Annotated in this window: 19 protein-coding genes and 1 pseudogene; 5 read left to right on the plus strand and 15 right to left on the minus strand. The window is 45.9% G+C overall.

Annotated elements, in window-relative coordinates; genetic code table 11:
- The first annotated feature begins 41 nt into the window (after nt 1-41).
- The gene (locus tag ONZ52_RS07215; protein ID WP_265217988.1) at nt 42-848 is read left to right on the plus strand and encodes an amino acid ABC transporter permease; all 807 of its coding nucleotides are present in this window, start codon (nt 42-44) and stop codon (nt 846-848) included.
- A 154-nt stretch (nt 849-1,002) separates the two neighbouring features.
- Here the strand turns inward: ONZ52_RS07215 and ONZ52_RS07220 are convergent, their stop codons facing one another.
- The 10 genes from ONZ52_RS07220 to ONZ52_RS07265 form a co-directional block, all read right to left on the minus strand.
- On the minus strand, nt 1,003-1,989 hold the full coding sequence (locus ONZ52_RS07220) for an IS110 family RNA-guided transposase (protein ID WP_100188761.1): 987 nt from the start codon (nt 1,987-1,989) through the stop codon (nt 1,003-1,005).
- A 358-nt stretch (nt 1,990-2,347) separates the two neighbouring features.
- A complete protein-coding gene (locus tag ONZ52_RS07225; RefSeq protein ID WP_265217989.1) occupies nt 2,348-3,352 on the minus strand; it encodes a TIGR03842 family LLM class F420-dependent oxidoreductase in 1,005 nt (334 codons plus the stop codon).
- Between the two features lie 213 nt (nt 3,353-3,565).
- Nucleotides 3,566-4,258, minus strand: a complete 693-nt coding sequence (npdG, locus tag ONZ52_RS07230; RefSeq protein ID WP_265217990.1) for an NADPH-dependent F420 reductase — start codon at nt 4,256-4,258, stop codon at nt 3,566-3,568.
- Nucleotides 4,255-5,028, minus strand: a complete 774-nt coding sequence (gene cofE / locus ONZ52_RS07235) for a coenzyme F420-0:L-glutamate ligase (RefSeq protein WP_265217991.1) — start codon at nt 5,026-5,028, stop codon at nt 4,255-4,257. The genes npdG and cofE overlap by 4 nt, the downstream gene beginning before the upstream one ends.
- Nucleotides 5,021-5,737 (minus strand): 2-phospho-L-lactate guanylyltransferase, encoded by a 717-nt coding sequence (gene cofC, locus ONZ52_RS07240; RefSeq protein WP_265217992.1) that lies wholly within the window; start codon nt 5,735-5,737, stop codon nt 5,021-5,023. The genes cofE and cofC overlap by 8 nt, the downstream gene beginning before the upstream one ends.
- Nucleotides 5,737-6,696: a 2-phospho-L-lactate transferase gene (cofD, locus tag ONZ52_RS07245; RefSeq protein ID WP_265217993.1), complete on the minus strand. Its 960-nt coding sequence runs from the start codon at nt 6,694-6,696 to the stop codon at nt 5,737-5,739. The genes cofC and cofD overlap by 1 nt, the downstream gene beginning before the upstream one ends.
- Entirely contained in the window at nt 6,696-7,937 is a 1,242-nt protein-coding gene (gene cofH, locus ONZ52_RS07250; RefSeq protein ID WP_265217994.1) for a 5-amino-6-(D-ribitylamino)uracil--L-tyrosine 4-hydroxyphenyl transferase CofH, read from the minus strand. Before cofH ends, cofD begins: the two co-directional genes overlap by 1 nt.
- Entirely contained in the window at nt 7,934-8,884 is a 951-nt protein-coding gene (gene cofG / locus ONZ52_RS07255; RefSeq protein ID WP_265217995.1) for a 7,8-didemethyl-8-hydroxy-5-deazariboflavin synthase CofG, read from the minus strand. The genes cofH and cofG overlap by 4 nt, the downstream gene beginning before the upstream one ends.
- Before the next feature lie 38 nt (nt 8,885-8,922).
- Complete coding sequence (locus ONZ52_RS07260) at nt 8,923-9,063, minus strand: hypothetical protein (protein ID WP_265217996.1); 141 nt, start codon at nt 9,061-9,063, stop codon at nt 8,923-8,925.
- 216 nt (nt 9,064-9,279) lie between these two features.
- Nucleotides 9,280-9,981: a TetR/AcrR family transcriptional regulator gene (locus tag ONZ52_RS07265; RefSeq protein ID WP_265217997.1), complete on the minus strand. Its 702-nt coding sequence runs from the start codon at nt 9,979-9,981 to the stop codon at nt 9,280-9,282.
- Between the two features lie 249 nt (nt 9,982-10,230).
- Between ONZ52_RS07265 and ONZ52_RS25020 the strand changes: the two genes are divergently transcribed.
- The 4 genes and pseudogenes from ONZ52_RS25020 (at nt 10,231) to hydA (ending at nt 14,547) form a co-directional block, all read left to right on the plus strand.
- Entirely contained in the window at nt 10,231-10,674 is a 444-nt protein-coding gene (locus ONZ52_RS25020; protein ID WP_346433230.1) for a hypothetical protein, read from the plus strand.
- A complete protein-coding gene (locus ONZ52_RS07270) occupies nt 10,559-11,473 on the plus strand; it encodes a hydantoinase/carbamoylase family amidase (RefSeq protein ID WP_346433231.1) in 915 nt (304 codons plus the stop codon). Before ONZ52_RS25020 ends, ONZ52_RS07270 begins: the two co-directional genes overlap by 116 nt.
- 83 nt (nt 11,474-11,556) lie before the next feature.
- A complete protein-coding gene (locus ONZ52_RS07275) occupies nt 11,557-13,041 on the plus strand; it encodes an NCS1 family nucleobase:cation symporter-1 (RefSeq protein ID WP_265217998.1) in 1,485 nt (494 codons plus the stop codon).
- Between the two features lie 62 nt (nt 13,042-13,103).
- A pseudogene (gene hydA / locus ONZ52_RS07280) lies at nt 13,104-14,547 on the plus strand (dihydropyrimidinase).
- Between the two features lie 117 nt (nt 14,548-14,664).
- On the opposite strand, the gene ONZ52_RS07285 reads toward hydA, so the two are convergent.
- From ONZ52_RS07285 to nusB, 5 genes are all read right to left on the minus strand, one after another.
- On the minus strand, nt 14,665-15,147 hold the full coding sequence (locus ONZ52_RS07285) for a phosphatidylglycerophosphatase A family protein (RefSeq protein ID WP_265217999.1): 483 nt from the start codon (nt 15,145-15,147) through the stop codon (nt 14,665-14,667).
- Between the two features lie 58 nt (nt 15,148-15,205).
- Complete coding sequence (gene thiL / locus ONZ52_RS07290) at nt 15,206-15,796, minus strand: thiamine-phosphate kinase (RefSeq protein WP_265218000.1); 591 nt, start codon at nt 15,794-15,796, stop codon at nt 15,206-15,208.
- Nucleotides 15,735-16,157: a thiamine-phosphate kinase gene (locus ONZ52_RS07295; protein ID WP_265218001.1), complete on the minus strand. Its 423-nt coding sequence runs from the start codon at nt 16,155-16,157 to the stop codon at nt 15,735-15,737. Before ONZ52_RS07295 ends, thiL begins: the two co-directional genes overlap by 62 nt.
- A gap of 183 nt (nt 16,158-16,340) precedes the next feature.
- Nucleotides 16,341-16,634 (minus strand): DUF6172 family protein, encoded by a 294-nt coding sequence (locus ONZ52_RS07300; RefSeq protein ID WP_265218002.1) that lies wholly within the window; start codon nt 16,632-16,634, stop codon nt 16,341-16,343.
- A gap of 365 nt (nt 16,635-16,999) precedes the next feature.
- A complete protein-coding gene (nusB, locus tag ONZ52_RS07305) occupies nt 17,000-17,512 on the minus strand; it encodes a transcription antitermination factor NusB (RefSeq protein WP_265218003.1) in 513 nt (170 codons plus the stop codon).
- Nucleotides 17,513-17,787: the final 275 nt, after the last annotated feature.

Raw genomic sequence — 17,787 nt, forward strand, 5'->3', positions numbered from 1 at the left:
TATTGATGACGACCAAGGAATGGTCCTGCTATGAATTGATTATGCCCTTTAAAAACACCGTAGAACGCACACCTTGGTGGTTAGTCACTATCATCATTCTTGCTTTAATTCTGTCATGGAACATGGTGGCTGACGAAAGTTATCAACGCATCGCCAGCGCCCTAAGCGCAGGTTTACTCACCACCATAGGCGTCACATTTGCGGCTTTTATTTTGGCCAGTTTGCTTGGCTTATTCATCGCACTGGCAGGGTTTTCTCGTTATCGCATACTGCGAGAGTTCGCACGTTTTTATGTGGAAATCTTCCGCGGCATTCCCGTTCTCGTACTCTTATTCTACATTGCCTTTGTCGGCGCACCAGAAATGGTAAAGCTCTACAACTGGGGATTACAAATACCGATTGAAGCGGGATGGATAGAAAAAGCCACAACAAGAGACTTCTCTCTACTGTGGCGTGCCATTATCGCCCTTGCCATCAGCTACAGCGCTTTTATTGCTGAAATCTTTCGTGCCGGCATTCAAGAAGTGAGCAAAGGACAAATAGAAGCCGCCAAAGCACTAGGCTTATCCAACTGGCATCGCTTCCGCTTGATCACCCTCCCCCAAGCCATGCGCAAAATCTTACCGCCCCTGGGCAACGACTTCGTCGCCATGATCAAAGACTCCGCACTCGTCTCGGTACTCGGCGTGCAAGACATCACCCAACTTGGCAAAGTCTTCAGCTCCTCCACCTTCCAATTCTTCGAAACCTACAACGTCGTCGCCTTCATGTACCTCATACTCACACTCAGCTTATCGCTAATGATACGCGCCTTTGAAACACACCTAAGACGCAACGATCATCATTGACTAAAGACAGGATCCCTCGCTCCTAATGAGTGTATGAAATCAACGCTGTATAAGAGACAAAAACACACCCATCCTAACCCTTGGAAAAAGGTCGTAAAACGACTTCCATCGATATTGTAGATACCATCTCTCCTGACCAGCCTCAAGTTTTTATTTAACTAACTTGAGGCTGATATTCTGTTTGATTCTTAACAACGCCAAAACATATTTGTGACAGCTTTCTCATCGCTGCACCTAGCGCCTGCATTTTTGTTTTGCCTTGCTTTAGTAGTCTCGTCTTCTGCGCTTTTATATCGGTATTGTGTTGACCAGCTACGATTGCGGCCATATACAATTTCGCTCTGATATAGCCTGGCCCTTCCTTACTCAAGGTTGTTTTTCCTGCCCGTTTACCAGATTCGTTGTGCTTGGGGATCAAGCCTAAATAAGAAGCCAGCTGTTTTGCGCTCTTAAACCGCTTACACGCCAGCAAACAAACCATTATTCGGGATGTTACTTCACCAACACCATTTATGCTTTCAAGTAATTGGCGGTTCTTCTTCAATTGAGGATGCCTGTCAATATGCTCATCGATTTCATTTTTGAGTTTATCAATTTCAGCCTTTAACACTGCTATCATATCTTTGAGAGATTGAGCGACCCGAGCGGATGCGCCTGAAAATCCTACCGCTTCATAACGGTTTTCTTCACGCTGTAAATCTTGCTCTAGCGCTTCAAGTCTACGCATCATTGCCTTTAGTTCTCTTGCTTCTACCGGCTCTGGCTGCCAGCTTGAAAGTGAATGTTGTTGGTCATGACCATAGCGAGCTAGCATTGTGGCGTCTGATTTATCAGTCTTATGAACTAGCCCTAATGATTTTGCATATTGTTTTGCTTTTCCAGGGTTTACATGTAAAAGAGTAAATCCTTGGGCATATAAAAAATACATCAACGGTTCGCTATAAATACCAGTAGGCTCTGTCGTAATAACAATATTCTGAGCTTCTAACCCTGTATTCTTTAGTACCCAATCAACTAATTCTTGATAGCCTTGTTTTGTGTTCTTTAAGACCTTGGTTTTCTGCTTATTTTTGACCACGTCGCGTAACCAACTAACATCTAACTTTTCTTTACCAACATCAATGCCAATAAAAGCCTTCATCTCTATTTACTCCCCTTGTACATGCAGCATCACCCTTACTTGGGGTGCTAGGATACCATTCAGTTTAATGGAGGTTAGGAAATCAGAGACTCAATCTACAAAACAGCATCTTTGTGCTCAGGTCGCGCACGAGGCTCACCGATTTCCCGATGCGATAAGTGCTAGCTAAACACTCATCAAGAAGAGATACAAGGTCGTGCATTTATGCCGACAACAAACCTCGCCATGACAAATTAAGTATTGTCGGGCTAAAGCCGCGACCTACAAAACCCTATGTAAATCAAAAAAATGTAAGCAAAATAACCCCATCCTAACCTTCCCCTTGGAAGACAAAAGGGGAAGGGACAAAAGCAGAAGCTTAGCCATTAAACACGGGGATGATTTCTCTGCCGTATTTGGCGATGATTTCTTCTTCGTCGCCGCTGTCTAGGTAGATGTTAAACTGCGTGGTTCCTGCCGCTTCTAGGTCTTTAATCTTGGCAATATGATCCTCGACAGTCCCCAATACACAGAAGCTTTTCACTATGTCTTCGGTGATGAAATCCAAGAATGGGTTATCGCTTTGACCATGTTTGGAGTAATCGTAACCACGACGTTTTTCGATGTAATCCGTTAAGCTTTTTGGCACTAAACCTGAATCACTGCCGTATTGTTCGACAATATCCGCCACATGGTTACCGACCATGGCTGGGAACCATTTGGTGTGTTCAATACAGTAATCCATGTCACCAAAGTAAGCAGGCGCCGCAGCTTGAATTTTGAAGTTAGACATATCACGGCCTGCAGCTTCACCGGCGTTAATCGCTTGATCTTTAAACCATTTAACTAAATCAGGGTCACCAATCTGCAAAATCAAACCATCACCCACTTCACCAGCGGTAGCCAAGGCTTTTGGGCCATAGGCGCCAATCCACACAGGCAATTCATAACCTGTCGCCCAAGGTAATTTGACCGGTTCTGGGCATTCACCGTATTCCACTTCTTCACCGCGTACCATGGCTTTTACCTTGGTGGTAAATTCCGCAAGACGCGCTAGCGTCGCTGGTTTTTTGCCCATTACTCGCATGGAAGAATCACCACGACCAAGACCAATGTCGAAACGACCGTTACTTTGATGCGCCAAACTCGCGTACAAGCTGGCCGATAAAGACCAATCACGAATATTCGGGTTGGTCACACAAGGACCAAAACGCATGGTTTTGGTGTGCTCCATACACATTGCCATAGCGACAAACGACTCACGCCAAAGAATGTGAGAATCGTAAAACCAGCAATAAGTGAAGCCAGCGGCTTCCGCCTGACGAACAAGATTTCGCGCGCGATCTGGGCTGACGAAGCCTTTAAACGTAATGCCAAATTCCATAATGTATTCCTCTTGTGATTATGCTTTTTAATATTTTTAAAAATTTGAAACTGTGTTTAACAAAGTATTGGTAAGCGCTTTAGAGCACTCTCTACGATGTGCTGAGCAAAACCAAGACGAGGCAAAAACAGACGAAAAAGCGGAGTCTATAAGTTATAAATGAGCATTTTGAGTCTGTTTTTAACAAAGTATTGGTGCGCTCAGTAATCGCACCTAATGATCGGGTGGACAGATACGAACTCCCGCATGAGAAAACGGCACCTCTTTCGAAATATTCAATCGAATCAAAATCGGCGTTAGCGCTTCAACGCAACGGGCGCTTTCGGCTAAGCCTGCGTTGTAGGCTTTGGTGCCCATTTTTTCGATCAAAGCCATGACGCGTTTTTTGGCTTCAAGGTCATTGCCGCACACCAAGATGTCGCAATTGATGCCTCGAGATAGATCGTTCAAGGTCACCGCTGACACGTTATGTAAGGCACCGACAACTGGGATATCATCGCCCAATAACAACTGCGCCGATTCCGTTACCGGATCCGCTTCTGGCATCACCACGGCTTTTGGGTTACCTGGTGCCAATGGCACAACAATGTCCACCAAGGTTTTGCCGACCAACAATGGCGCTAAGGCGGTCAAGGTGGCATCGTGGCCGCTGTAAGGCACCGATAAAATCACCAAATCGTCTGCGGCTTTGGTGGCGTCCTCCATCGACAATCCGGTAATGTCCGCCTGACAATCCTGTTCCGCCAAGGTGACGGTGAGCTGCTGCGCGGTTTCTGCTGCCTTGGCAGGATCACGAGAACCCAACACCACGCTAGTGCCAGCCAGTGCCAAACGCAGGGCCAGTCCTTTCCCTTGCGGGCCGGTTCCGCCAATGATGGCGACTTTATTAGTTACTTCGTTTTTCATCTAAAAAGATCCTCGTTATGAGCACGAATAAGATCACGGCTCGAACTGTCGGTTTTTGACCAAGATAGGCCACGAAAAATTATCACGGGTGATTTAGCCCTTTTCTCCATTAACAACCCAGACGCTGCCGCAACTTCATCCGCAAAGGCAGGTGCGGTGACGCTCAAAGGTCGTCCGAACGCATCCAGCTCCCCCAACATGTGAACCACACCCGGCACATTCGCCAAGCCAATCGCCACGTTGGTTTGCCCCAACCGCCAAGGTCGACCAAAGGTGTCGCTGATCACCACGCCCAAATCACAGCCAAAATAGGCTTCTAATTTGTGACACAGTAAGCGCGCACTTTTGTCTGGGTCTTCGGGCAGTAAAATCAGTTGGCTGGGATGGTCAGCATTGGATTCATCCACTGCTGCATTAGCGCAGATGTAGCCATTTTTATGCTCGGCGATCAGTACGCCTTCTTCTTGATCAGGTCGCTTCATCGCTCGCACAATGCGTGTTGATTGGGACAAAATCACTTCGACTTTACGTGGATCTTTATTAACGGTTTTCGCCAACTCGATGGCTTCTTCACTGGGCGTAATGTCGTCCAAATAGGCAAAAGCACCTTCACTTTTTGACACTACTTTTTGAGCAATGACCAAGATGTCGCCAGCCATCAGCGCTTGATTTTGCGTCGTTAAGGTATCGATGATTTTTTGTGCTAAATCATCGCCCTGCTGAAAATCCGGCAAGCCCATCAAGCGAAACACACTCATAGAATCAGGCATAGTGGCGTTCCTTAATAAGCGTTTTCTTCATCAATGATTGCCCCGTATCGCGCCATGCTTTGAAGCGTTCAGGTTGACGAATTACGGCAACTTTAAGATCTTCCCTCTGATCAATGTCCAACGCGAGATTGGCAAGATGCAGGCTGCGACAAACCAGTCGATTATTCGCAGCGTTGGCCTTATGCGCAGACGCAGAATCACAACCATATTCAAAATGAATGGCATCCGGAGGTGATGTTAATAACGCATTGGTACCGCCGTCTTTGGCAACGGCAATCACCACTTGCGCGTCATGAATTGCCGTCATCAGCGTAGTAATTTCTTTAGGATCCAAGACCGCAATGTCACTAGGAACAATAAGTTGGCTGTCATAGCCGGATTTTTTCACCCAATCGCAGGCAAAATCCAACGCACCGTTTAAACCCTTTTCCCCATCGTCAAACAAGGTATTGGCTTCATAAGATTGAGCAAGGGAAAGTACTTCAAGTGATTCACTCACCACCAGCACGTCTAACATGGGGAAATGTCGCTGAAAAAACGCCAAGGTGTTTTCAAACAGCGTCAGAGACAAACTTTCACGGGCTGCATCCGACAAGCAGCCAACCAATCTTTGTTTGGAACGCTTGGGCGATTTCATCGGAATCACCACACAGAGCTTGTCTATAAAAAAAGGGGCCATTAAAGAAGGTGTTTTCAAAAAAGAAGTCATTAGGCCGCCCTCTGCTTTTTATGAGACAAAGCAAACTCAACCACTTTGGTAAGCAACGCCGTTTTGTCTTCAGGGGTTTTCATTAGGGTTGGCGTGACCAACACATCCAAACCTTGCCCTTGCAACCAAGTGGCGTCTTGCTGATCAAGATTGTCAATCACCATGGCCTGTAAGAATGTGCTGTAACAGTCATAGATGCCTTTTGAATCGATACTTTTCCCTACACTTTCAAGCATTTTATCCGCAGGGCCTTTTACCGTTTTTCCGCCAATTAAAGGCGAAACAGCAATGACATAAGCAGCGCTTTTTTCCACCGCTTGCTGAATGTCCGGCACAGCGAGAATGGCACCAATGCTAACAATCGGATTGCTCGGCGCGATGATAATTAGGTCACTGTTAGCAATTTGCTCTAAGGCATTTTGGGTAGGTTTTGCCTTTTCGATTCCTTGGTACTCAATATCCAGCACGTCGGACTGACAATGCTCGCGTACAAAGAATTCTTGGAAAGACAGCCAGCCTTGTGGCGTCTTCACTCGGGTTTGCACCACATCATCTGTCGGCAACAAAATCGGCACGCTGACGCCATGACGTTTCGCCAAACGCTCGGTAATCTCGCTAGCGCTAACGCCTTGGTGTTTTAAATTCGTTCGATAAATATGCGTCGCTAAATCCAAATCCCCCAGAGTCATCCAAGTGTCTTGCCCTAAGGCTTTTAGCTCGGTGAGTACTTGATGCGTTTCGTTCTTGCGTCCCCAACCTTGCTGACGGTCAATCTGATCACCCAAAGAATAAATCAGCGTATCGATATCCGGTGAGACCCAAAGACCGTGAAATTCATCATCGTCGGCAATGTTGCCAATGATCTTGGTCGCGCTGGCGTATGGGCTTTTTGCCAAGCCTTCTGCCGCTTTGGCACCACCCACACCGCCAGCCAATAAGGTGATGTTTAAGCCGCTCATTACGCCACTCCTTGAATCGCAATGCGGTTCGATAAAGGCGCTTTGACCTTGTGTTCTACCAAGGGATAATCTCTAACCACTTCATATTTAGTGCTGCGCTGTACCGCATGCAGACCCGCCGCTTGAATATTGGCGACCATGTCTTCTGGAAACACTTCTTGCCCATGAGTGGCTCCTGCCGCACGGGAAATACTTTCGTTCATCAAAGTGCCGCCCAAATCATTGGCACCTGAGCGCAGCATTCTAGCGGCTACATCGGACTCCATTTTCACCCATGAGGCTTGGATATTATCGATATGACCTTGCAGCATCAGGCGAGCAATGGCGTGCATTTTGAAATGCTCGTCTTGCGTTGGACCAGGGCGAACCTTGTCTGGATTATCCTTGTATAAACGGGTTTCGTAATGGATAAAACCTAACGGCACAAATTCAGTAAAGCCGCCAGTTTCCTTTTGAATATCGCGCAATAATTTGAGGTGATTGGCCCAATGAATTGGCTGATCAACATGACCATACATGATGGTCGACGTTGTCGGCACGCCAACAGAATGGGCGGCTTTGATAATGCGCACCCACTCTTCTGTAGTGAGTTTATTCTTGGTCAATTGCTTGCGCACTTCGGTATCTAAAATCTCTGCCGCTGTGCCCGGCATAGAACCTAAACCAAGGTTCTTTAACTCGGTCAAAAACGCCTCTGGCTCAAGGCGACCTTTTTTGCAGCCATACCAAATTTCAAATGGGGAAAAGGCGTGAATATGAATGTCTGGCACACGTTTTTTCACCGCGATAATAAGGTTACGGTAATAATCTGCGCCTATATCTGGATGCAATCCACCTTGAATACAGACTTCTGTCGCCCCTCGATTCCAAGCCTCTTCGGCTCGATCAGCCACTTGTTCGACCGTTAGGAACTCCGCTTCTTTGTCGCCTTTTTCTTTAGCGAAATTGCAAAATCGGCACCCCATGTAACATACGTTAGTGAAATTGATATTGCGCGTAATCACAAAGGTTCCGACATTGCCGACGCGTTTTTCACGTACTTTATCAGCGGTGTCTAACACGGCTTGGGCTTCTGCACCTTGCGTAGCAAATAACACACAAGCGTCTTCGACACTCAGCTCTTCGCCCAGCAAAGATCTTTGCAAAATTGTTCGAATCGATTCGCTCACCTGACTATTGAACAGCACCGAATCTGGTGTGCTATCTAGAACATTGCTTGACGTTAAAGGAAATAGGTTCATGCGATAACTCCTCCACTCACTTGAGCTGCACGGCTAGCCAGCGACGCGACTCGTTGCGTTAAATTAGGTGTTAGATATTTATTGTCCTGATGCTGAAAGCGGTCATAAATGGTCAGACGTTCTGCCAGCGAATAACCCAATCCTTCACAAGCTTGCGCCACGCTACTGATCTGCGGCCACGCTCTTTCTGGGTTAATAAAGTCTTTGGTCAAAGGCGAAATGCCGCCCCAATCGTTGATGCCCGCATTGATGTAACTGCCGTATTCGACTTCCAAATTTGGCGGTGCTTGTATGCTGATGTCATCGGGCAAGATCAAACGGGCAACAGCGATGGTGCGCTTCATATCGTCTAAATTGGGTTCTTGATAGTTGGCCATCGCGGTGCCTGCTTTGGCGCGAAAATTCTGAATGATGACTTCTTGGATATGCCCATAGGCAAGATGGCGATCACGAATGGCGATGAGACTGTTTACTCGGTCTGTCCAGCTTTCACCAATGCCAATCAGGATTCCTGTGGTGAAGGCGATATCAAGACGGCCCGCTTGCTCTATGGTGTCGAGCCGACGCTTAGGGGTTTTGTCTGGACAAGCATAATGAGCTTGGCCTTTTTTAAGTAACGTATTTGACACATTTTCCAGCATCATGCCCATGCTAGCCGCGACGGGTTTTAGGCGTTTCAGTTCATCAAAAGACAAGGCTCCCGCATTCACATGAGGCAACAAACTGGTGTGCGTTAAGACACTTTCACATTGATCATGCAAATACTCTAAGGTGCTGTCGTAACCTAAATTGGCCAACATATCGCGAGCTTTCTGATGGCGCTCTTCTGGGCGCTCGCCCAAACTGAACAAAGCTTCTTTGCAATCTAATGCCGCACCTTCTCGAGCGGTTTTTAGCACTTGTTCTGGTGTCATGTAATTAGCATGAGGAGACTCTGGCGACTGCACAAAGGTGCAATAACCGCAGGTATCACGACACATATTGGTTAAGGGTATAAACACTTTTTTGAATAAGTAAGTTGTTTACCCCAAGCGTTATCACGCGCTTTAGCGGCTTCTTGGCAGAGTGCGTACAAGTCTGGCCCAGTAGCAAACTCATAAGATATGGCTTCAGAATCAGAGATCATAGTCACTCCACGCGTTAGTGGTTAAATGAGATTAAATTAACTTTTTTACCATTTGGTATAAAAATTAATAGCAACCATTTTGCGCAGAGTAAATTGTTTTTATTAGTGCAAAACACGCACTGATAAAGGGCTAGCGGTCTAAAGTTTAGTTAAGTAATAAGTTAACCAAAAGGTTAAGATGATGAAAAGTGGCGTTTTTTTGCACAGTTCAATGACTCAAAAAAAACGCCATTTATTGAAATACCAGAGGAAAAACTTGATAAAATTATTTTTAATTATTTTTTTGGCACCAAGAGCGCGCACAACGAAATCCGTCACCGCTAGTTCCGCTCGTTCAAAATCATCTTCGTCCAAACGATGTTTTCCTAATAGCACTTCCATTTGTACCGAGAAATCGGCATAGGTTTGTGTCGCCGCCCAGATAGTAAAAAACAAATGCTCAGGATCTACATCCTCAATTAATCCCTTATTTATCCAAGACTTAACCAATATAACATCTCGATCAAACTGCGGTTTTAAGTGGCTAATTAGGTACTCTTTTAAGACAGGTGCACCACTGATGATTTCATGAGCAAAGACTTTAGAACCATTCGGGTACAATCGTGAAAGCTGCATTTTTTCACGCACATAGCGACGAATAACCGCTTCGGGCGTGTCACCTTGCGTTTCAAGAAATGACAGCTTTTCTATCCATATATCGAGCATCTCTTTTAACACGCGTTTGTAGAGTAACTCTTTGTTTGGAAAGTAATAAATAAGATTTTGCTTAGAAATATTTGCCGTTATCGCAATCGCTTCCATAGAAGACCCGCTGTAACCTTTTTCTGCAAATAACACTTCAGCAGAACGCAGTATACGTGACTCTAATTCTTCTCTATTAATTGATTGTTTTGTGCGTTTCGCTTTCTTCTCAACCAAAATCCAATCCGCCTTAATACAAAAAGTACATTCTTTTTTAACCTTATAAGACGCTGTTTTTATTAAACATTATCTTTTTCTCAAGTTTTAAAATAGCACAGTCAGATAACTCTAACGAGTCTTTCTCGACAAACTTGATTAAAACTTGGCCTACTTATTGCTGACCTGAAAGGCAAGTTATTGATTATTTTTTTATCGTCATTTTTTACCTTTTGGTAAAGGTATTGGAAGCAGGATTAGGAGTAAGCCATGCAAGACCTTCGTATCAACCAGCAACGCCTTTGGGACTCCCTAATGGAAATGGGCGACATTGGCGGTACAGAAAAAGGCGGTTGTAACCGTCTTGCAGGAACAGACTTAGACAAGCAAGCCCGTGATCTTTTTGTTTCTTGGTGTAAAGCCTGTGGCTGTACCGTTGAAGTCGATAAAATTGGCAATATCTTTGCTCGTCGTTCTGGCATAAATAATGACTTACCAGCCGTCGGCACTGGCAGCCACCTTGATACACAACCGACTGGCGGCAAGTTCGATGGTGTTTTCGGTGTTCTTTCTGGCGTTGAAGTACTGCGCACATTGCATGAAAACAACATTGCAACGCCCACGGCAATGGAATTCTCCGTTTGGACCAACGAAGAAGGGTCACGTTTCCAACCCGCTATGCAGGACTTCAGGAACCTATGTTGGCCGCTTTGATCTGGAAACTGAATTAAACAAAACGGACGTCAATGGCATTCGTCTTGGTGACGAACTAGAACGTATTGGTTATTTAGGCGAAATGGAATTAGGCAGCCGACACATGGGCGCATTTTTCGAAGCGCACATCGAACAAGGGCCAATTTTAGAGGATGAAGAAAAAGCCATTGGTATAGTTCGACTAGGCCAAGGCATCCGCTGGTACAACATTGAAGTGGTCGGTCGCCCTTCTCATTCAGGCACCACACCAATGCATCTTCGCAAGGACGCTATGTTAGCGGCTTCTGCCATTGTCACCGAAATGAACGCCATCGCGCATCGTCATGAAAATGGCTTGGGTACGGTGGGTTTTATGCAAGTCTGGCCAAACTCACGCAATACGATTCCGGGCAATGTGACATTCAGCGCAGACCTTCGTAACCCTAAACCTGATGTTTTGCTCACCATGCATGAAGAGCTATTAGCCTTTTGCAAAGAAATCGCCCTTGATCATGGTGTCGACGTCAACGTTGATCCTTTTTGGTATTTCGCTCCAGTAGAGTTTAACGCTTCTGACGACGTAAAAGCCGCCACGGAAAAGCTTGGTTATAGCCATATGGACATCTATGCAGGTGCAGGACATGACGCCTGTTACATGGCGGATTTAGTACCAACTGGAATGATTTTTACGCCTTGTTTGAACGGTATCAGTCATAACGAAGCAGAATACAGCTCACCAGAAGAATGCGCGGCCGGAGCCAATGTGCTGCTGCACGCCATGCTCGAAGCCAGTGAACGCATCGCCAAAGAACATCAATAAACCATGACAACAAGCAAGTGAAGACAACAACGAACCATTGAATGAAACCCATAAATAATTGAAAAGTAGAAGAGGTGGCAAAAATGACCAGCAAGTCTGTTAAACAAGGTGAGTTTTATGAGTTGGAGGTTGATAGCGACCTGCAACAAAGTTCAGCGTATAACGACGATTTAGCGCCAACCAAAGTCAAAGATCGTACATGGAGCAAGTGGCATATTGCCGCGTTATGGGTCGGTATGTCGATTTGTGTACCAACTTATACCTTGGGCGGGGTGTTGACAGCCTACTTCGGATTGTCGGTGATGGAAGCCTTGTTTACCATTCTTGTGGCTAACATTATCTTGCTGGTGCCACTGACACTAAACGCCTATCCTGGTACAAAATTCGGTATTCCCTTCCCTGTGTTATTACGTTCATCCTTTGGTATGGTTGGCTCTAACATTCCTTGTTTGATTCGTGCCTTGGTTGCGTGTGGCTGGTTTGGAATTCAAACCATGTTTGGTGGTTTGGCCATTCATTTATTCTTATCAGCCGTATCCGATGGCTGGGCAAGTTTGGGTGGCGTCGGCGAAGTAATCGGCTTTTTCATTTTCTGGGCGCTAAACATGTACGTGGTGATCCGCGGCGCAGAATCGATTAAATGGATGGAAACCTTATCTGCGCCATTGTTATTGATCGTTGCCATTGGTCTGATGTTTTGGGCGAGCGACAAGGTCTCTTTTACTGAACTTCTTGCCACTCCAGCAAACCGCCCTGCCGATGCTGGCTTTATGGGTTACTTTCTAGGCGGTCTGACGGCCATGGTGGGGTTCTGGGCAACCTTATCATTAAACATTCCCGATTTTAGCCGTTATGCAAAATCGCAAAAAGATCAGGTTATCGGACAAATCGTTGGTTTGCCTATCACCATGTTCTTCTTCGCGGCATTAGGCGTAGTGCTCACTGCCGCATCCACCACATTGGTGGGCGAAACGATCTCTGATCCAATCTCTTTGATTGGTAAAATCGACAGCCCATTCTGGGTGGCAATTGCCATGATCTTGATCGTCATAGCCACGCTTTCAACCAATACGGCCGCCAACGTGGTTTCTCCAACTAACGATTTTCAAAACATCGCGCCAAAACTCATTAATCATACTCGTGGCGCTTTGCTAACAGGTTTAATTGGTATTCTGCTAATGGCTTGGGAATTACTCAAAAAATTAGGGGCCTTGGAATCCGATGTTAGCGTAGAAGGCATGTATTCAAATTGGCTATTGGGGTATTCAAGTTTACTTGGCCCAATCGCAGGCATCATGATTGTCGATTATTTTTTAATCAAACGTCAGCATTTAGATTTAGTCGCCCTGTATACGCCAGACAGCCTTTATCCAGCCTTTAACAACGCTGGACTGATCACCTTTGCTGTACCCGTTTTGATCACGTTAGTGGCATTGAATGTACCAACACTTGGTTGGTTCTATAACTACGGTTGGTTCACTGGCGCATTCACTGGCGCCATCTTGTATTTCATCCTTGGCAATATGCAAACCACGCCTGCGACTCAAACTGACGCGTTGCAATCCTAAATCATTCTCACCGCGGCACCGCGTGGTGCCGTCTATACTTTACAACTGGAAAGGGACGACACATGAGTAGTCTATTAATAAAAGGTGGGACGATCGTCACCCACGAAGAAACCTTCAAAGCCGATATTCTTTGCAAGGACAATAAAATCGTCGAAATAGGCGACATCAGCGTGCTGCCAAAAGACGTTGAAACCATTGATGCCACGGGCAAACTCATCATGCCTGGCGGTATCGATCCACATACTCACATGCAGTTACCTTTCATGGGAACCGTGGCAAAAGACGATTTTGCTTCCGGTACTGTCGCAGCGCTTGCTGGCGGCACAACGACTATTATTGATTTTGTGATTCCCAATCCTCAGCAGTCTTTATTGGACGCTTATCATCAATGGCGTGACTGGGCAAAAAAAGCCCATTCAAATTACACTTTCCATGTGGCGATTACTTGGTGGGATGATACCGTCGCGGAAGAAATGAAAATACTGGTAAAAGACCATGGCGTAAACAGTTTCAAACATTTCATGGCCTACAAAAACGCCATCATGGCAACTGACGATATTCTTGTCGCGAGCTTCACAAAATGCTTAGCACTCGGTGCGATACCAACGGTTCACGCAGAAAATGGCGAGCTGGTTTATCACCTACAAAATAAACTCATGGCTGAAGGCATAACGGGACCAGAAGCCCATCCGCTGTCTCGCCCCTCTTCTGTAGAAGGCGAAGCGGCTAACAGAGCCATTAGCATTGCCAATACGCTTGGCGCGCCAATTTATCTTGTTCATGTCTCCACAGAAGAAGCCGTCGATGCCATTCGCTACGCCAAAGACCACGGCCAAACCGTATTTGGCGAAGTGTTAGCAGGCCATCTCACCGTAGACGAAAGCGTTTATCAACATCCAAATTGGGCCACGGCGGCGGCTCACGTTATGAGTCCCACCATTCAGACCAAAACATCATCAAGATGCGCTTTGGAAAGGCGTACAAGCTGGCACGCTACAAACCACCGCCACTGACCATTGCGCCTTTTGTGCCGAGCAAAAAGCCATGGGCAAAGACAACTTCACGCAAATTCCTAACGGTACAGCGGGAGTAGAAGAACGCATGATGGTGCTGTGGGAAAAAGGTGTCAATGAAGGCAAGATCACCATGAATGAATTTGTTGCTTTGACTTCGACCAACACGGCGAAAATCTTCAACATGTATCCAAGCAAAGGCTGCATTCGTGTCGGCGCTGACGCCGATCTGGTAATTTGGAATCCTGCCACGAGCAAAACGATTTCCGCGAAAACCCACCATTCGAAAATCGAGCACAGTATTTTTGAAGGCATGGAAATCCACGGTGTGCCAGAAACCACAATCTGTAACGGCAAACTCGCATGGCATAACAATGTGCTAATCGCTCAATCTGGCGATGGACAATATATAGACCGCCCAGCTTACGCGCCTTATTACGAAGCCCTAAGAAAACGCAAAGAGTTAAATAAACCTAAAGCAGTTGTGCGCTAAGACAATCATTTAAAAGGGCCGCAGCCCTTAACTCATTGAGCGAATAACATTTCTACGAGGAAGGCGATAGTTTCGAGAAGAAATGTTATTCGATCGATGAGCTTCTAAACTTATCCGTTACAAGACAAATTCGACCAACGCTTGTAGTACGACAAAAGACATAACACCGGCCAAAATATCGTCTAGCATGATACCGAAGCCGCCGTGGACGTTTTTATCGACCCATGAGATAGGCCAAGGCTTCAAGATATCGAATAAACGAAACAAGACAAAGCCCAGCACGATATAAAACCAACCTGCTGGCGCTAGCCACATGGTGATCCAGAAGCCGACAAACTCATCCCAGACGATACCAGCATGATCATGTACGCCCATGTCTTTAGAGGTTTTACCACAAAGGTAAATCCCCACTAATGAGGTCACTACTAGCATCATAAAATACGCTGTCGCGCTTAAATCCTGTAATAACCAAATAAAAATCGGCACAGCCGCAAGCGTACCAAAAGTACCAGGTGCTTTTGGTGCAGCACCAGAACCAAGACCAAATGCCAGAAAATGTATCGGGTTACGCCATACGGACGCGGGGGCAGAGTTTGCCATGGTGTTGCTACCTATCTATTAAATGAAAACCTAAAAATTTTTGTGAACTCTCATGGCTCTAAAAATGTTGCCAGCCAGTTATCTCGCCATCATAGTGTTGAATCACCAAGCCCTCTTCGACAATCTCGCCAACCTTGGTGCATGGCAAGCGCAATGTTTGGGTGATTAATGCAATTTCAGCAGCTTGTTCTTTTGCTGCGGTAAAGCATAACTCGTAATCATCACCGCCGGTTAAGGCTAACGCCACCGCTGCATCTGGCCGCCACTGGCTTAACTGCGCAGAAATAGGCAAATGCTGCGCATCGATATTCGCGCCGACGCCTGAGGCCTTGAGTATATGCTGGATATCTTGCGCAAGACCATCGGAAATATCCATCATGGCATGCACTACACGTTTGAGCGCCATACCAGCAATCAGTCTTGGTTGTGGCCGCCAAAAACGCTCATAGAAGTAATCAAAACGCTCACTGGATACTTGCAACTCCCCTGTGACAATCGGCACGGCCGCCGCGGCATCACCGAGCAGTCCAGTCACATAAATATCGTCACCGACCTTGGCTCCACTGCGCTTTACCGCCATGTCTGGCTCAACATAACCATGCACTTGCAGCGTAATCGTCAGTGGCCCTTTGGTGGTATCGCCACCCACTAAGGCCAAACCAATGGGACTCAGCCAGTTCCGCCATACCTTGCGCCAAACCCGCTAACCATTGCGGATCTGATTCAGGAATCGTCAGTCCCAAGGTGAAAAACGCTGGTTTTGCGCCCATTGCCGCTAAATCGCTCACACAGCTTGCCACCGCGCGATAACCAATATCCACAGGATCCGCGTCAAAAGGGAAATGTCGCCCTTCGACTAGAGTATCCATGGAAAACACCAGACTCTGCCCCAGCGGCACTTGCACCTGTGCGCAATCATCACCAATACCTAACAGAAGATCCCCGCGCCCTTGTGTACTTGCCATCACGGACGCTTGAAAGATATTTTGTATCAACTCGAATTCTTTCAACAGAAGATCCTTACTTATCTTGATAAAAGGTCAATTAAAAGGCATTCGCTGAGCAGTAAAAGCACGCCTGTTTTAGAGCAGAAAGGATACCGTATTATCGGCAGTCTGTCAGAAGCAAAAAAGGCAGATTGCTCTGAACAACCTGCCCTTTTGGGAATGCATCATTACCACAGTAAAAAAGCGTTAATCTTCAGAACGCTTAGCCCGTGTCTTAGGTGTTGGGATCACTTCTAGATAAAAAGACTTCCAATGCTGGCTTTGTGCCGAGCTAATATTGGTATTGATATCGCCTTCGTGGATCGCACGTGCCTTGTCAGCAGTTTGACCAAACTTGCAGTTAAATCCCCAAAAATCCGCCCCCTCTGGCAAGGCTTTATTGCGTTCCGCTTTGATGTATTGCTTAACTTCGTTTTTCGCTTCTTCGATGAGGCGCTGATATGGCTTTTTTGGGTGAGATAAGACAAAGTTCTTTTTCATTATGATCCTAAAAATATTGGGTAAAGCAGCGTAACAACCACCTTGATACCCACCTATGATAGCGGGTTAAGAATAAACCAGCCATCAATAAGAAAGATAAGACGTGTTTTTTGGTTGATTAAAAATAACAAAGACTCTGTCTAGAGAACCTTTGCCTCAAGAACAATCTCTTGGATTCAGAACGTATTTACCGAGCACCACCTCGATGTTTAAAAGGTAATGCGATCTCTACATAAAGTGTGTCTGCTATATCCATGAACAGGCATAAAAAACCCCGTTATTAGCCAGTAATAACGGGGTTTTTAGTTATCTTTTATTAGTTATCTTTATAAACGCTATTTCGCGTTTATAAAACAGTCTTTCGGTTACTTGTTGGCTTCACGGCGAGCGGCGATTTCTTCGCGGCGCACACGTTGTGCTAGTTTATCCAGAATGCCGTTAACGTATTTATGGCTTTCGGTAGCACCAAAGGCTTTAGCAAGCTCAACACTTTCGTTGATCGCAACACGGTAGGGTACGTCTAAACGTTGAGACAACTCATACGAACCAATTCGCATTACCGCTAACTCGATCGGATCCAGTTCGCTCAATGGACGGTCCAGTAGTTCTTCAAACAAAGCGTCTAGTTTCTTAGCGCTTGCCGTGACACCTTGCAGCAACTCACGAAAGTAGACTTTGTCACAAGAATCCATATCTTGATCTTGGTTCATTACGAACTGGGTTTCTATCTCGCTAACCGCAGTTTTGTTCATCTGCCACTGGTAGACAGCTTGCAATGCCAAACGACGAGAAGCACTGCGCAATTGCGAACGTGAAGGCTTTTTATCCTTACGTTTTGGTGTTGGAGTTTGGTCGTTTGTTGTTTCCACTTCGCTCATTTTTTGCCTCAATTGTCCAGACTACGCCGCCTTATGGGCTGACGCTTTTTGCCTGTTTGGCTTTTGTCTGTTTGGCTTTTGTTTATTTAGAAAATACCCTTGGTTGTTAAAGAGCTACTAGATACGGCTTTTAGACAGCATCTGAGTCATATCGACCAAAGGTACGAATATACGGGTTGTCTTGGGCGGCGATTATAGCAACATTTATTCTAGGTTTCTCGGCAAAGTTTTCTAAATATTCATAAGAAAAAACATTTTTCAGGGATTTTCAAAAA

The organism is Marinomonas rhodophyticola (genome assembly GCF_026113935.1).
In the GTDB taxonomy this organism is placed as follows: Bacteria; Pseudomonadota; Gammaproteobacteria; order Pseudomonadales; family Marinomonadaceae; genus Marinomonas; species Marinomonas rhodophyticola.

What these genes read in the sequence shown, in the direction of transcription:
- ONZ52_RS07260 (WP_265217996.1), bottom strand. Translation starts at nt 9,063, where the DNA reads ATGATCTCTGATTCTGAAGCCATATCTTATGAGTTTGCTACTGGGCCA.
- cofE (WP_265217991.1), bottom strand. Translation starts at nt 5,028, where the DNA reads ATGCCTGATTCTATGAGTGTGTTTCGCTTGATGGGCTTGCCGGATTTT.
- cofD (WP_265217993.1), bottom strand. Translation starts at nt 6,696, where the DNA reads ATGAGCGGCTTAAACATCACCTTATTGGCTGGCGGTGTGGGTGGTGCC.
- ONZ52_RS07275 (WP_265217998.1), top strand. Translation starts at nt 11,557, where the DNA reads ATGACCAGCAAGTCTGTTAAACAAGGTGAGTTTTATGAGTTGGAGGTT.
- ONZ52_RS07270 (WP_346433231.1), top strand. Translation starts at nt 10,559, where the DNA reads ATGAAAACAACATTGCAACGCCCACGGCAATGGAATTCTCCGTTTGGA.
- npdG (WP_265217990.1), bottom strand. Translation starts at nt 4,258, where the DNA reads ATGAAAAACGAAGTAACTAATAAAGTCGCCATCATTGGCGGAACCGGC.
- ONZ52_RS25020 (WP_346433230.1), top strand. Translation starts at nt 10,231, where the DNA reads ATGCAAGACCTTCGTATCAACCAGCAACGCCTTTGGGACTCCCTAATG.
- ONZ52_RS07300 (WP_265218002.1), bottom strand. Translation starts at nt 16,634, where the DNA reads ATGAAAAAGAACTTTGTCTTATCTCACCCAAAAAAGCCATATCAGCGC.
- ONZ52_RS07220 (WP_100188761.1), bottom strand. Translation starts at nt 1,989, where the DNA reads ATGAAGGCTTTTATTGGCATTGATGTTGGTAAAGAAAAGTTAGATGTT.
- cofC (WP_265217992.1), bottom strand. Translation starts at nt 5,737, where the DNA reads ATGACTTCTTTTTTGAAAACACCTTCTTTAATGGCCCCTTTTTTTATA.
- nusB (WP_265218003.1), bottom strand. Translation starts at nt 17,512, where the DNA reads ATGAGCGAAGTGGAAACAACAAACGACCAAACTCCAACACCAAAACGT.
- ONZ52_RS07215 (WP_265217988.1), top strand. Translation starts at nt 42, where the DNA reads ATGCCCTTTAAAAACACCGTAGAACGCACACCTTGGTGGTTAGTCACT.
- ONZ52_RS07225 (WP_265217989.1), bottom strand. Translation starts at nt 3,352, where the DNA reads ATGGAATTTGGCATTACGTTTAAAGGCTTCGTCAGCCCAGATCGCGCG.
- ONZ52_RS07285 (WP_265217999.1), bottom strand. Translation starts at nt 15,147, where the DNA reads ATGGCAAACTCTGCCCCCGCGTCCGTATGGCGTAACCCGATACATTTT.
- cofH (WP_265217994.1), bottom strand. Translation starts at nt 7,937, where the DNA reads ATGAACCTATTTCCTTTAACGTCAAGCAATGTTCTAGATAGCACACCA.